The sequence below is a fragment of the Ralstonia sp. 25C genome (genome assembly GCF_051904805.1).
Taxonomy (GTDB): domain Bacteria; phylum Pseudomonadota; class Gammaproteobacteria; order Burkholderiales; family Burkholderiaceae; genus Ralstonia.
Map to the genome: position 1 here is coordinate 2528063 of NZ_CP196737.1, position 12644 is coordinate 2540706.

At 63.5% G+C, this 12644-nt stretch carries 14 protein-coding genes; 9 read left to right on the top strand and 5 right to left on the bottom strand.

What is annotated here, in order from left to right; genetic code table 11:
- The first annotated feature begins 140 nt into the window (after positions 1-140).
- Positions 141-620 carry a bacterioferritin gene (gene bfr / locus ACS7SF_RS11845; RefSeq protein ID WP_004637092.1) on the top strand — a complete coding sequence of 160 codons (480 nt, stop codon included), beginning with the start codon at positions 141-143 and terminating at the stop codon, positions 618-620.
- Positions 621-691: 71 nt separating this feature from the next.
- On the opposite strand, the gene ACS7SF_RS11850 is transcribed toward bfr, so the two are convergent.
- The 3 genes from ACS7SF_RS11850 to gpmA form a co-directional block, all read right to left on the bottom strand.
- Complete coding sequence (locus ACS7SF_RS11850) at positions 692-1441, bottom strand: HesA/MoeB/ThiF family protein (RefSeq protein WP_439889969.1); 750 nt, start codon at positions 1439-1441, stop codon at positions 692-694.
- A 69-nt stretch (positions 1442-1510) separates the two neighbouring features.
- Positions 1511-3118 carry a S41 family peptidase gene (locus ACS7SF_RS11855; protein WP_439889970.1) on the bottom strand — a complete coding sequence of 536 codons (1608 nt, stop codon included), beginning with the start codon at positions 3116-3118 and terminating at the stop codon, positions 1511-1513.
- A 118-nt stretch (positions 3119-3236) separates the two neighbouring features.
- Complete coding sequence (gene gpmA, locus ACS7SF_RS11860; protein WP_439889971.1) at positions 3237-3983, bottom strand: 2,3-diphosphoglycerate-dependent phosphoglycerate mutase; 747 nt, start codon at positions 3981-3983, stop codon at positions 3237-3239.
- Between the two features lie 144 nt (positions 3984-4127).
- On the opposite strand from gpmA, the gene ACS7SF_RS11865 reads away from it, so the two are divergent.
- The 4 genes from ACS7SF_RS11865 to ACS7SF_RS11880 all read left to right on the top strand — a co-directional run bounded on the left by ACS7SF_RS11865 (position 4128) and on the right by ACS7SF_RS11880 (position 6610).
- Positions 4128-4550 (top strand): rhodanese-like domain-containing protein, encoded by a 423-nt coding sequence (locus tag ACS7SF_RS11865; protein ID WP_426398907.1) that lies wholly within the window; start codon positions 4128-4130, stop codon positions 4548-4550.
- Between the two features lie 19 nt (positions 4551-4569).
- The gene (gene grxC / locus ACS7SF_RS11870) at positions 4570-4827 is read left to right on the top strand and encodes a glutaredoxin 3 (RefSeq protein WP_252676434.1); all 258 of its coding nucleotides are present in this window, start codon (positions 4570-4572) and stop codon (positions 4825-4827) included.
- 160 nt (positions 4828-4987) lie between these two features.
- Entirely contained in the window at positions 4988-5509 is a 522-nt protein-coding gene (gene secB, locus ACS7SF_RS11875; RefSeq protein WP_439889972.1) for a protein-export chaperone SecB, read from the top strand.
- An 84-nt stretch (positions 5510-5593) separates the two neighbouring features.
- Complete coding sequence (locus ACS7SF_RS11880) at positions 5594-6610, top strand: NAD(P)H-dependent glycerol-3-phosphate dehydrogenase (RefSeq protein WP_439889973.1); 1017 nt, start codon at positions 5594-5596, stop codon at positions 6608-6610.
- A gap of 30 nt (positions 6611-6640) precedes the next feature.
- Here ACS7SF_RS11880 and trmL read toward each other — a convergent pair whose 3' ends face one another.
- Together trmL and ACS7SF_RS11890 are read right to left on the bottom strand one after the other, a co-directional pair.
- The gene (gene trmL, locus ACS7SF_RS11885) at positions 6641-7111 is read right to left on the bottom strand and encodes a tRNA (uridine(34)/cytosine(34)/5-carboxymethylaminomethyluridine(34)-2'-O)-methyltransferase TrmL (protein WP_439889974.1); all 471 of its coding nucleotides are present in this window, start codon (positions 7109-7111) and stop codon (positions 6641-6643) included.
- 108 nt (positions 7112-7219) lie between these two features.
- Positions 7220-7942, bottom strand: a complete 723-nt coding sequence (locus ACS7SF_RS11890) for a phosphoribosyltransferase family protein (RefSeq protein WP_439889975.1) — start codon at positions 7940-7942, stop codon at positions 7220-7222.
- A 107-nt stretch (positions 7943-8049) separates the two neighbouring features.
- Between ACS7SF_RS11890 and ACS7SF_RS11895 the strand changes: the two genes are divergently transcribed.
- The 4 genes from ACS7SF_RS11895 (at position 8050) to ctaD (ending at position 12623) form a co-directional block, all read left to right on the top strand.
- Positions 8050-8991 (top strand): methyltransferase domain-containing protein, encoded by a 942-nt coding sequence (locus ACS7SF_RS11895; protein ID WP_439889976.1) that lies wholly within the window; start codon positions 8050-8052, stop codon positions 8989-8991.
- A gap of 195 nt (positions 8992-9186) precedes the next feature.
- On the top strand, positions 9187-9714 hold the full coding sequence (locus tag ACS7SF_RS11900) for a DUF2244 domain-containing protein (RefSeq protein WP_439889977.1): 528 nt from the start codon (positions 9187-9189) through the stop codon (positions 9712-9714).
- A gap of 49 nt (positions 9715-9763) precedes the next feature.
- The gene (gene coxB, locus ACS7SF_RS11905) at positions 9764-10978 is read left to right on the top strand and encodes a cytochrome c oxidase subunit II (protein ID WP_439889978.1); all 1215 of its coding nucleotides are present in this window, start codon (positions 9764-9766) and stop codon (positions 10976-10978) included.
- Between the two features lie 40 nt (positions 10979-11018).
- The gene (gene ctaD / locus ACS7SF_RS11910) at positions 11019-12623 is read left to right on the top strand and encodes a cytochrome c oxidase subunit I (protein ID WP_439889979.1); all 1605 of its coding nucleotides are present in this window, start codon (positions 11019-11021) and stop codon (positions 12621-12623) included.
- Positions 12624-12644 lie beyond the last annotated feature (21 nt).

Below are 12644 nucleotides of genomic sequence, written 5' to 3' on the forward strand. Positions count from 1 at the left end.
ATCTGTTTTCGCCGCGATCTGCCGCCCGGGCGTTTAGCCTCGGCGGCATGTGTTGCTTCTTGGGTCAGGCTCAGGGCTCTCCTTGAGCGGACGCATGCGTGCGTCCATCACTGCAGTTGCAATTTGCTGGAGCCCCAAGCATGAAAGGCGATAAGAAGGTCATCCAATATCTGAACGCGCAGCTCAAGAACGAGCTGACGGCCATCAATCAGTACTTCCTCCACGCGCGCATGTACGGCCACTGGGGGCTCAAGCGCATTGGGGACCACGAATACAAGGAGTCGATCGGCGAGATGAAGCACGCCGATCGCCTGATCGAGCGCATCCTGATGCTCGACGGTCTGCCCAACCTGCAGGACCTCGGCAAAATCTTCATCGGCCAGGACACGAAGGAAATCATCGAGTGCGACCTGAAGCTCGAGCGCGCCGCGCACGGCACGGTGGTCGAGGGCATCGCGTACTGTGAATCGGTCAAGGACTACGTCAGCCGCGAAATCCTCGTCGACATCCTGGACGACACCGAGGAGCACATCGACTGGTTGGAAACGCAGTTGGAGCTGATCGACAAGGTTGGCATCCAGAACTACCTGCAATCGCAGATGGAGCCGGAGGGCGAGTAAGCCTCGTCAATGCAGTCGGAAAAAAAGAAGGAGGCCTTGGCCTCCTTTTTTGTTGCCAGGACTTGGGCGACTCAGTGAGTGCCGCCGCAGACTGGGCAAGACGGCTGGCGCGAAACGCGCATCGTCGTCCATTCCATCGATAGGCCGTCGAGCATCAACAGACGCCCCGCCAACGAACGGCCAATCCCGGCGACCAGCTTGAGCGCCTCAGCCGCCTGCACCGTGCCCACCATGCCGACCAGCGGCGAGAACACGCCCATCGTCGCGCAGGCGACTTCCGGCGCAGGCTCTTCGGGCGGGAACAGGCAAGCGTAGCAGGGGCCGCCGGCACGGCTGTCGAACACGCTGATCTGCCCATCGAAGCGGATTGCGGCGCCCGACACAAGCGGCACGCCGGCGCGCACGCACGCCAAGTTGGCGGCCTGGCGCGTGGCGAAGTTATCGGAGCAATCAAGGACGACGCTGACGCCATCGAGCAGCGCACCGATGGCATCGGTATCGAGTCGGCGCTGCACAGCATGCACGCGCACGTCCGGGTTCAGCCGCGCGATGGCCGCTCGCGCCGATTCCACCTTCGGCTGCCCGACCGATTCGGTGGTGTGGAGGATCTGGCGCTGCAGGTTGGTCAAGTCCACCGTATCGTCGTCGACGATGGTGAGTGTGCCTACGCCCGCAGCCGCCAAGTAGGGCAGGGCTGCTGCACCGAGCCCACCTGCACCGATCACCAGCGCATGGGCTTCAAGCAGGCGCGTCTGGCCTTCGATACCGATCTCGTCGAGCAGGATGTGGCGTGAGTAACGCAGCAGTTGTTCGTCGTTCATGGCGGTGCAATGAAAAAGGCCGTGCAGTGCACGGCCTTGTAAGTTTGCCAGTCTTGGCCGGAATGCGTATCAGCGGGCGCCGCTCGGCTCCGGCGCCGGAATCACGCCGCTGGCCGGAACGTTCGGCTTCGGCTCCGAAGCCGGTGCAGCCTTGCCCTTGGGCAGCTTGGCGGGATTGCTCGACTCCTTGGCTGCCGGCGACTTCACCGCCTTGTCCGGCACCGCGGCCGCAGCGGTTTCCAGCACTGACTTCGAACGCTTGACCGGCTGACCCTTCAGGTCGGCAATCGCTTGTTGCAGCATGAAGTCATCGGCCGAACCGAACTCGATCGGCTTCTTGTTGCGTTCCTTCTCGCGCTGCTCCGGCGTCTTCTTGGCGTTCTCTTCTTCCAGGCGGCGCAGCTCTTCAACGCGGCGCTTTTCGCGCTCGGTCATCTCGCTTTCTTCCGATTCCTGCTTGTTGTGCAGGTGGCGCTCGGTGTCGATCTCGCGGGTGATCAGCGCGTCGTCCGGGTCGCCATCCGGGTTCTGATCAACCGGGATGTCCGGGCGGATGCCCTTAGCCTGGATCGACTTGCCGGACGGCGTGTAGTAGTACGCAATCGTCAGCTTGATGCCGGTGTCGTTCGACAGTGGACGCACCGTCTGCACCGAGCCCTTGCCGAAGGTCGTCTTGCCCATCGTCTTGGCGCGGTGGTGATCCTGCAGGGCACCGGCCACGATTTCCGAGGCGGAAGCCGTGTAGGCGTTGGTCAGCACGATGATCGGCACCGTCTTGAACTCGGGGTCCAGACCGACCAGCGGATCGGAATCGAGATTGCTCAAGCGGTAGTTGGCGAAGCTCGTCTTGTACGTGCGCTTGGCATCCGGCACCTGGCCGTTGGTGGACACCACCGTCACGTCTGGCGGCAGGAACGCAGCCGACACGCCCACAGCAGCTTGCAGCACGCCACCGCCGTTGTTGCGCAGATCCAGGATCAGGCCCTTGAGGTGGCCATCCTGCTTAGCCAAATCGTTCAGCTTCTTGGCCAGGTCCGGCACGGTGCGTTCCTGGAAGCTGGTGATGCGCACCCAGGCGATGCCGTTGTCCAGCATCTTGGCCTTGACCGACTGCACTTGAATCTCAGCGCGGGTGATCGTCAGCGGGAAGGTGCGCTCTTCCTTCTTGCGGTAGATGGTGAGCGTGACCTTGGTGCCCGGCGCGCCGCGCATGCGCTTGACGGCCTGCTCCAGCGGCATGCCGCGCACGGGCTTGTCGTCGATACGGGTAATCAGGTCGCCCGGTTGCACACCGGCGCGGAACGCTGGGGTGTCTTCGATCGGGTTGATGACCTTGACCAGGCCTTCTTCCTGGGAAATCTCGATACCCAAGCCGGCGAAGCGGCCTTGGGTGCCTTCTTGCAGCTCCTGGAAGTCCTTCTTGTCCAGGTAGGCCGAATGCGGGTCGAGGCTGGCGACCATGCCCTTGATGGCTTCGGTCAGCAGCTTGTCGTCATCCACGGGCTCGACGTATTCGCGCTTGATCTGGCCAAAGATGTCAGACATCAGGCGGAGCTTTTCCAGCGGAAGCGGCCCGACCGTCGCGTTTTGCGCGGTGGCGGAGAGCTGGAGCGTCGCCAGCACCCCGGTGACGAGGCCGATGGCGATCAAGCTGATGTTCTTGAGCGAAGTTCGCATGTGTCGAGCGTGGACGTGGGAACAGTAGATAAACATGGCCCGGGGTGGCGAATGCGCATCCCGGGTTACAGGCTTCGACAGTATAAAGGCGTTGAGGTGCCTCGCGTCTTGTTACGCCTTATTTAGACTTGCCTTGGCTGGCCACCGCCGCGAGCGACGCGGCAATCGCTTCCTGGTCGCCCAGGTAGTAGTGGCGGATCGGCTTGAGGTTGGCGTCCAGCTCATACACAAGCGGCGTGCCATTGGGGATGTTCAGACCGACGATGTCGGCGTCGGAGATACCGTCTAGGTACTTCACCAGGGCGCGGATGCTGTTGCCGTGCGCGGCGATGACGACGCGCTTGCCGCTCTGGATGGCGGGCGCAATCGACTCTTCCCACAGCGGCATCACGCGGGCGACGGTGTCCTTCAGGCATTCGGTCAGGGGCACTTGCTCGCGGGTGAGGCCGGCGTAGCGCGGGTTGCCGAAGGCGTCGTTGTCGGCGCCGGGTTCGAGGGCAGGCGGCGGCGTGTCGTAGCTGCGGCGCCAGACCAGGACTTGCTCGTCGCCATACTGTGCGGCGGTCTCGGCCTTGTTCAGACCCGACAGCGCGCCGTAGTGGCGCTCGTTCAGGCGCCATTCGTTGCGGGTCGGGATCCACATCAGGTCCATTTCGTCCTGCACGTGCCACAGCGTGCGGATCGCGCGCTTGAGCACCGAGGTGTAGGCCAGATCAAAGGTGAAGCCGGCTTCGCGCAGCAGTTTGCCGCCTTGGCGGGCCTGGGCGACGCCGGTGTCGGTCAGGTTGACATCGACCCAGCCGGTGAAGCGGTTCTCCAGATTCCACGTCGATTCGCCGTGGCGGATGAGGACGAGCTTGTGCATGACTGCCATGATGAGAAGTGAGAAAACCTGCACGCGGCCATTCATCGTTCGGCCGCTGAAACCGGCTATTTTATAATGCCGCGGGCGCCGGGCCCCCGAACCGTTCGAATGATGCCCGCCAGACTCATCCAGGAAACCGATACCGTGAAGTTCTTCGCCGATTACAACAACCTCGCACTGCTTGCTGTCGCCATCGTTTCGGGCGGTTTGCTGGTCTGGTCGTCCATCCAGCGCCGTATTGCCGGCGGGGGTGGCGCCAAGGTGAGTGCCTCCGTCGCAACCCAACTCATCAACCGTCGCAATGCCGTGGTGGTGGATGTGCGTGAAAGCGGTGAATACGCGACCGGCCATCTGCCGCAAGCCAAGCATGCGCCGCTCGGCGAACTGGAAGGCAAGGCGGCCGGCCTTGCAAAGAACAAAGAGACCCCCATCATCCTCGTATGCCAGACCGGCCAGCGCGCCGGGCGGGCGCAAGCAGTGTTGAAGCAGGCCGGTTACAGTGAGGTCTATTCGCTCGAGGGCGGATTGGCCGCCTGGCAGCAGGCAGGCCTTCCGGTCGTCAAATAAAGAAACGAGGTTTGAAGTTATGGCGCACGTGGTCATGTACAGCACCACCGTCTGCCCGTATTGCGTGGCAGCGGAACGACTCCTGAAGCAGCGCGGTGTCGAGCAGATCGAGAAGATCCTGATCGACCGCGAACCCGGCAGGCGCGAAGAGATGATGACGCGCACGAACCGCCGCACCGTGCCGCAGATCTACATCGACGATCGCCATATCGGCGGCTTTGATGATCTGTCTGCACTGGATCGCGAAGGTGGTCTCGTGCCGTTGCTCGCTGCCTGATCTGGCGACCTGCGCGCCACACGAAAACGCCCGGCTTTGACCGGGCGTTGCACTTTTGGGCCCGCTCTCATTGTTGGGCCCTTTGCGTCATGTACCATACGCGTCTTGCGCGCGGGACAGACCGCCGCGCACTGACCACATCTCTATCTGAAGGCGAGTCATGAGCGACCAGCAACAACAGCAACCAGGCCAGGACGGCCAGCCGTTCTTCAACATTCAGCGCGTGTACCTGAAGGACCTGTCGCTGGAACAGCCGAATTCGCCGCACATCTTCCTCGAGCAAGAACAACCGACGGTGGAAGTGCAGGTGGACGTGTCGGCTTCGCAACTGGCCGAGGGCGTGTTTGAAGTGGTCGTCATCGGCACGGTCACGACCAAGGTCAAGGACAAGGTGGCCTTCCTAGTGGAAGCCAAGCAAGCCGGTATCTTCGATATCCGCAATGTGCCGGCCGAGCAGATGGACCCGCTGTTGGGCATCGCCTGCCCGACGATCGTGTACCCGTACCTGCGCTCGAACATTGCCGACACCATCGGCCGCGCTGGCTTCCAACCGATCCACCTGGCCGAGATCAACTTCCAGGCGCTGTACGAGCAGCGTCTGGCTGCCGCCATGGAAGAGGCGCAAGCCGCTGGTGGTAACGCTGGTCTGGTGATGCCGGACGGCTCGAAGGCCACGCACTAAACACGAGGCGCACCGCGCCAGAAGCCCGCGCTGGCCACATGCTCGCGCGGGCTTTTTTTGTCTGACCGATTGAGACTCAAGCGCATGCGAATTTCCGTTCTCGGCGCTGGCGCCTGGGGCACTGCCCTGGCCAGCCATGCCGCGCAATCGCACGATGTCGTGCTGTGGGGGCGTGACGCCAGCCTTGTTGCGCAGATGGCGGCCACGCACATCAATGCCACCTATCTGCCGGGCACTGCTTTGCAGCCATCGCTGCAATTCAACGGTGACTTGCAAGCCGCGCTCGACCATGCGGCGGGCGACGATGCACTGGCCGTCATTGCCTCGCCGGTTGCGGGGCTGGCGGACCTGACCCGTGTGATTGCAGCGCACGGCACTGTGCGCAACGTGATCTGGCTGTGCAAGGGTTTTGACCCGCAGACCAGCGCGCTGCCGCACGCCATCGTCGCCGATGTGCTTCAACAGACGGGCCGCACGGATCTGGCGGTGGGGGTGCTCTCCGGCCCCAGTTTCGCCAAGGAAGTCGCGCAGGGTTTGCCGTGCGCCATGACGGTTGCATCGACCAGCGACGCGTTGTGCAAGCTCACGCAGCAGGGCTTTCATCACCATGCGATGCGCGTGTATGGCAGCGATGACCTGGTCGGCGTGGAAGTGGGGGGCGCGGTCAAGAACGTGCTGGCCATTGCGACGGGCGCGGCGGATGGCCTGGGTCTTGGCCTGAACGCCCGCGCTGCGCTGGTCACGCGCGGGCTGGCCGAGATGACCCGCCTGGGCTTGGCGCTCGGCGGCCGCCCGGAGACGTTCATGGGCCTGACGGGCATGGGCGATCTGCTGCTGACCGCCACCGGCGATCTGTCACGCAACCGCACCGTGGGCATGCAGCTCGCGCAGGGCCGCACGCTCGACGACATCCTCCATAGCCTTGGCCATGTCGCAGAAGGCGTGCGTTGCGCGCGGGCCGTTGCCGCGTTGGCACGCGCCAAGGGCGTGGATATGCCCATCACCTTTACGGTGTGCGAAGTCCTGTTTGACGGACTTGCACCGGCGCGCGCGGTGGAGCGCCTGTTGCAGCGCGACGCCAAGTCGGAGTCCGCACGCTAAATCGGTTGGGATGGGGGGAGGGCGGTGCGCTCAGGCGCCGCCCGCGAACCCGTTCTGCCGCCACGCTTCAAATACGACCACCGCCACGGTGTTCGACAGATTCAGGCTGCGATTGTTGGGCCGCATGGGCAGGCGAATCCGCTGCGAGGTCGGGAACCATTCGCGGCGTTCTTCCGATAATCCCCGCGTTTCCGAACCAAACACAAACCAGTCGCCCGGCTGGAACGCCATGCTGGCAAACGGCGTGGAGCCGCGTGTGGTGAGCGCGAACATGCGCGTGGGGTCGGGCTGCGCATCACGCAGGAAGGCATCCCAATCCGCATGCACGCGCATCGTCGCGTATTCGTGATAGTCGAGCCCCGCGCGGCGCATGCGGGCGTCTTCGAGCGGAAAACCCAATGGTTCGATCAGGTGCAATTGCGCGCCCGTGTTGGCGCACAGGCGGATCACATTGCCGGTGTTGGGCGGGATTTCGGGCTCGACGAGGACGACGTTGAACATGGCGGTGGCGAGAGAATGTCGGCGGCGAGCTTATCTACATTGCACGGGGTTGTCATCCCGCCACAGCAGTTGATCGGTGATGCGGCGGAATGTCGCATAAGCACGTGATCAGGGCGTGCGCAAGGCGACCACGTTGGTGATGCGCGCCGCGCCCGCGCGCTTGAGTTGCGTGGCGACTTCGCCGAGCGTGGTGCCGGTGGTCATCACATCGTCAACGAGACCGACGTGGCGCCCGGCGATGCTAGGAGCGTCCGCCACCGCAAAGGCGCCATGCAGGTTGGCGAGGCGTTCGGCGCGGTCCAGCGTTGCCTGGGCGGGGTTGTCGCGCACGCGGCGCAGTCCGTCGGCTTGCGCGGGAATGCCAAGCTGTCTGCCCAACCGGCGGGCAATCTCCCAGGCCTGGTTGTAGCCGCGCGAGCGCAGGCGCGTGGCGGAAAGCGGCACGGGCAGCAGCAGGTCGGGCAATCCGCTGGGCGCGGTGCGTAGCGCATCGCCCAAGCGCTCGGCCAACCAGGCCGCCAGCGGCAATTGGCCCCGAAACTTCAATCCTGTGACGATGTGGTCGAGCGGCCAGACGTAGTCGGCAATGACCACGGTGGCGTCGTAGTCGGGCGGCCCGGCCAGGCAAGCGGGGCAATGCCGCGCGCGATGGTGCGCCTTCAGCAGGATGGCGCACTGGACGCATCGCCGCTGATGCAGTAACGGGCTGAGATCGCCCATGCAGCCGGCGCACACCAGATCCCGCTGCACCGCGCCGCAGATCGCGCAGGCACACGGCAACAGTTGCCGCAAGCCGGCGCGGAACCACGTACGCAAGAGAGGTCGGTGCATGGAAAAAGCCGCTATCCAAGCCGATTTCCGGCCTGAACACCATCGGACAACGCCCTGAACAGCCGGCCGGTATACTTGTTGGCCGCTGTTCCAGCCCTGTCTTGCTGATGTCCGATCCCATCCTTGCCCGTCCTGCCGCTTTGCGGCGCGCTTTCGACCGCCGCGCCGCGCGCTTTGCCGATGCAGATTTTCTGCTGCGCGAAGTCGGGGCACGGATGCAAGACCGGCTCTCCTACATCAAGCTGGCGCCCACGCGCGCGGCGGACCTCGGGTGTGGCCTCGGACAAGGCTTGGCGGTGCTGCGCGCGCAGTATCCCGACGCGCAGATCTGCGGCGTGGACTGGTCGGCCGCCATGCTGGCGCGGGCGCAGCAACTCGACCCGCAGCGTACCGACGCCGGTTGGCTTGGACGGTTGCTCAGGAAACGCCCCGTCTTCGATTTTGCGCAGGCGGATTTCCGCGCGCTGCCGTTTGCCAATGGCACGTTTGACCTGCTGTGGTCCAACCTGGCGCTGCATTGGGACCCCGCTCCGCACGCCATCTTCCCGGAATGGCATCGCATTACCACCGAGGGCGGCCTGTTGATGTTCAGCCTGTTCGGCCCGGACACCCTGCGCGAACTGCGCAGCGCCCTGGCCGGCATCGACTCGGGCGTCCATACCCTGCGCTTTGTCGACATGCACGACATTGGCGACATGCTGGTGCACAGCCGCTGGTCCACGCCCGTGATGGATATGGAGCAGCTCACCATCACCTACGAGACCCCGCAGGCGCTGCTGGCCGATGTGCATTTGCTGGGCGGTATGGCCGGCCTGACCGACGGCGAAGGCCGCAGCTTGGCTGGCGCCGGCCTGCACACGCCGCGCTGGCGCCAGCACCTGATCGATGCACTCGACGCGCAGCGCAATGCCGACGGCCTGATTCCGCTCACGTTCGAGGTCGTCTACGGTCACGCGTGGAAGCTCGCGCCCAACCCGCGACAGGCGCTCGACGAGCAAGGGCGAGCCATGATCCCCGTGGACCAGATCGGCCGCAAACCGCGCGCCTGAGACCCATTCCGGTGCATCAACGGTATTGACTGAACCTTGTCAAGCCGGGACTTGCATAAAGGCGCTTTGCCTTGTTTGGGGTCAAATGCAGCCATATACTGTGCCGGTTTGTCGCAGCAGTCCCCAAAGGCCTATCCCGTTTTTGTCGCGGGCGAACCGATCGGGTATGCATCCGAGGCAGGAGTGGTTCAGTGCATGACACAAGCGAATGTATGCGTTGAGTCTGCGCTCCAGCCAGCGTGCGGCGCCTCCACCATCCCGGAATCGCCGCGGAAGAACTGGCTGATGAAGCGAAACTGCTCGCTTTCACCTCGCCAGCTTGGCTGGTTCACCCTCTCGATTGTCATTCTCCCGTTCGCGATCGCTTCGTTCTTTGCATGGCAGGGGGCGTGGTTCGTGCTGCCGTTCTCCGGTCTGGAGGTCGCGGCCCTGGCGTGGGCGTTGCTGTACCATGCCCGGCACGCCGCTGATTACGAGAACATCTGGCTGGACTCGGATGCGCTGGTGGTTGAGCAGGTCTGTGCCAGCCGGCAGGTACGCCACGTGTTCAACCCACGCTGGGTGCGTGTGGCGCTGGAGGGGCCGCAGCGAGAGCAGGTCGCGCTGTGTTCGAGCGGACGTGTCGTGCGAGTGGGCAGATTTCTTGACCCGGCTGGCCGGCGGCGTTTCGCAGATGAGCTTTCCCGGTGTTTGGAGCTTGGGTCGCCACCCCAGGCTCCGTGAGCCTCGCACCGGGGCAGAGTGGAATCTGTAAATTGTGGGACAACCAAAAATGAAAATGTTGAATAAGACATTGGCAGGTTTGCTGGCGGCAGGTTCTCTCCTCGCCCTCAGTCAGACGGCCCAGGCAGTGGAAGACATGCCGGGCGGCCCCGCAGTACGCCAACTGAATCTCGCGCCTCCGGTCACCAAGATCGCCGCTGAGATCCACTGGCTGCACTGGATGATGCTGGTCATCTGTATCGTGATCTTCATCGGTGTGTTCGGGGTGATGTTCTACTCCATTTTCAAGCACCGTAAGTCGGTCGGCCACAAGCCGGCGACGTTCCACGAAAGCACCACGGTTGAAATCATCTGGACCATCGTGCCGTTCCTGATCGTGATCGGGATGGCGCTGCCGGCCACCAAGGCCGTGGTCGCCATGAAGGACACCACCAATTCCGACCTCACCGTCAAAGCCACCGGCTACCAGTGGAAGTGGGGTTACGACTACCTGAAGGGCGAGGGCGAGGGCATCTCGTTCTTCTCCACGCTCACCACCCCGCGTGACCAGATCAACAACCAGGCGCCCAAGAGCGAGACCTACCTGATCGAGGTCGACAACGAACTCGTCGTGCCGGTCAACCGCAAGGTCCGCATCGTCACCACGGCCAACGACGTAATCCACTCGTGGATGATCCCCGCGTTTGGCGTGAAGCAGGATGCGATTCCGGGCTTCGTGCGCGACACGTGGTTCAAGGCTGAGAAGGTCGGCGTGTACCGCGGCCAGTGCGCTGAACTCTGCGGTAAGGAACATGCGTTTATGCCGATCGTCGTGCGCGTGGTTTCGCAGGACGACTACACCAAGTGGGTCGACGGCAAGAAGAAGGAAATGGCCGCCAAGGCCGATGATCCGACCAAGACCTACACGCTGGATGAACTGAAGTCGCGCGGCGAGAAGGTCTACGCCGCCAACTGCGCGGTTTGCCACCAACCGAACGGCAAGGGCGGCGGTCCGTTCCCGGCGCTCGACGGTTCGAAGATCGCCAACGGCCCGCTGGCCGACCACGTTGGCATCGTGCTGCACGGCAAGGCTGCAATGCCGCCCTGGGCCTCGGCGCTCAACGATGTGGAAATCGCTGCCGTCGTCACGTATGAGCGGAACAACTGGGGCAACCATACCGGTGACCTGCTGCAGCCGTCGCAAGTGAAGGACGCGCGTGGCGGCAAGATGCCTGAAGGTGGCGCCAAGACTGCCGCCACGCAAGCCCCTGGCAACGCTAGCTGATTGATCGTCTGCGTGACGAAAAAAACCAAGGAGTTCGTTGATGAGCACCGCTGTTACGCACCCGCAAGATCACGCGCACGGTCATGGAGACGACCACGCGCACGACCATCCGCACGGCTGGCGCCGTTGGCTGTTTGCGACCAACCATAAGGACATTGGTACGCTGTACCTGCTGTTCTCGTTCATGATGCTGCTCTCGGGCGGCACGCTGGCACTGCTGATTCGTCTGGAACTCTTCCAGCCGGGCCTGCAGTTCTTCCATCCCGAACTCTTCAACCAGTTCACCACGCTGCACGGCCTGATCATGGTGTTCGGCGCGATCATGCCGGCCTTCGTGGGCTTCGCGAACTGGATGATCCCGCTGCAGGTCGGTGCCTCCGACATGGCCTTCGCGCGGATGAACAACTTCAGCTTCTGGCTGCTGCCGCCGGCTGCCATTCTGCTGGTGGGTTCGTTCTTCGCGCCGGGCGGCGCTACGGCTGCAGGCTGGACGCTCTACGCGCCGCTGTCGGTGCAGATGGGCCCGGGCATGGACATGGCGATCTTCGCGGTGCACATCATGGGTGCCTCGTCGATCATGGGCGCGATCAACATCATCGTGACCATCCTGAACATGCGCGCGCCCGGCATGACGCTGATGAAGATGCCGATGTTCTGCTGGACGTGGCTGATTACCGCGTACCTGCTGATCGCTGTGATGCCGGTGCTGGCAGGCGCGATCACCATGGTGCTGACCGACCGCCATTTCGGTACGAGCTTCTTCTCGGCCGCCGGCGGTGGTGACCCGGTGATGTACCAGCACATCTTCTGGTTCTTCGGGCACCCCGAGGTGTACATCATGATCTTGCCGGCGTTCGGTATCGTCAGCCAGATCGTGCCGGCCTTCGCGCGCAAGCCGCTGTTTGGCTACAGCTCGATGGTGTACGCCACGGCGTCGATCGCCATCCTGTCGTTCATCGTGTGGGCGCACCACATGTTCACGACCGGTATGCCCGTCACCGGCCAGCTGTTCTTCATGTACGCGACGATGCTGATCGCGGTGCCGACCGGCGTGAAGATCTTCAACTGGGTGGCCACGATGTGGCGCGGCTCGATGACGTTCGAGACGCCCATGCTGTTTGCGATCGGCTTCATCTTCGTGTTCACAGTGGGTGGCTTCACGGGGCTGATCCTGGCCGTGGCCCCGATCGACATCCAGTTGCAGGACACCTACTACGTGGTGGCGCACTTCCACTACGTGCTGGTGGCCGGTTCGCTGTTCGCACTGTTCGCGGGCTTCTACTACTGGGGCCCGAAGTGGTCGGGCTACATGTACAGCGAGACGCGCGGCAAGATCCACTTCTGGGGTTCGATGATCACCTTCAACCTCACGTTCTTCCCGATGCACTTCCTGGGCCTGGCCGGCATGCCGCGCCGCTATGCGGACTACCCGCAGCAGTTTGCCGATTTCAATGCGATCGCGTCGATCGGTGCACTGGGCTTTGGCCTGATGCAGGTGTATTTCTTCTTCTTCGTGGTACTGCCGTCGTACCGCGGTGGTGAAAAGGCCGCCGATAAGCCGTGGGAGGGTGCGGAAGGCCTGGAGTGGACCGTGCCGTCGCCGGCGCCGTTCCACACCTTTGAAGAACCGCCGCACGTGAAGTAATGCAGGTGTCGGGAGGCTGGT

Excerpts from the sequence above, each read along its gene's own strand:
- bfr (WP_004637092.1), top strand. The coding sequence starts at position 141 with ATGAAAGGCGATAAGAAGGTCATCCAATATCTGAACGCGCAGCTCAAG.
- ACS7SF_RS11850 (WP_439889969.1), bottom strand. The coding sequence starts at position 1,441 with ATGAACGACGAACAACTGCTGCGTTACTCACGCCACATCCTGCTCGAC.
- ACS7SF_RS11855 (WP_439889970.1), bottom strand. The coding sequence starts at position 3,118 with ATGCGAACTTCGCTCAAGAACATCAGCTTGATCGCCATCGGCCTCGTC.
- gpmA (WP_439889971.1), bottom strand. The coding sequence starts at position 3,983 with ATGCACAAGCTCGTCCTCATCCGCCACGGCGAATCGACGTGGAATCTG.
- grxC (WP_252676434.1), top strand. The coding sequence starts at position 4,570 with ATGGCGCACGTGGTCATGTACAGCACCACCGTCTGCCCGTATTGCGTG.
- secB (WP_439889972.1), top strand. The coding sequence starts at position 4,988 with ATGAGCGACCAGCAACAACAGCAACCAGGCCAGGACGGCCAGCCGTTC.
- ACS7SF_RS11880 (WP_439889973.1), top strand. The coding sequence starts at position 5,594 with ATGCGAATTTCCGTTCTCGGCGCTGGCGCCTGGGGCACTGCCCTGGCC.
- trmL (WP_439889974.1), bottom strand. The coding sequence starts at position 7,111 with ATGTTCAACGTCGTCCTCGTCGAGCCCGAAATCCCGCCCAACACCGGC.
- ACS7SF_RS11890 (WP_439889975.1), bottom strand. The coding sequence starts at position 7,942 with ATGCACCGACCTCTCTTGCGTACGTGGTTCCGCGCCGGCTTGCGGCAA.
- ACS7SF_RS11895 (WP_439889976.1), top strand. The coding sequence starts at position 8,050 with ATGTCCGATCCCATCCTTGCCCGTCCTGCCGCTTTGCGGCGCGCTTTC.
- ACS7SF_RS11900 (WP_439889977.1), top strand. The coding sequence starts at position 9,187 with ATGACACAAGCGAATGTATGCGTTGAGTCTGCGCTCCAGCCAGCGTGC.
- coxB (WP_439889978.1), top strand. The coding sequence starts at position 9,764 with ATGAAAATGTTGAATAAGACATTGGCAGGTTTGCTGGCGGCAGGTTCT.
- ctaD (WP_439889979.1), top strand. The coding sequence starts at position 11,019 with ATGAGCACCGCTGTTACGCACCCGCAAGATCACGCGCACGGTCATGGA.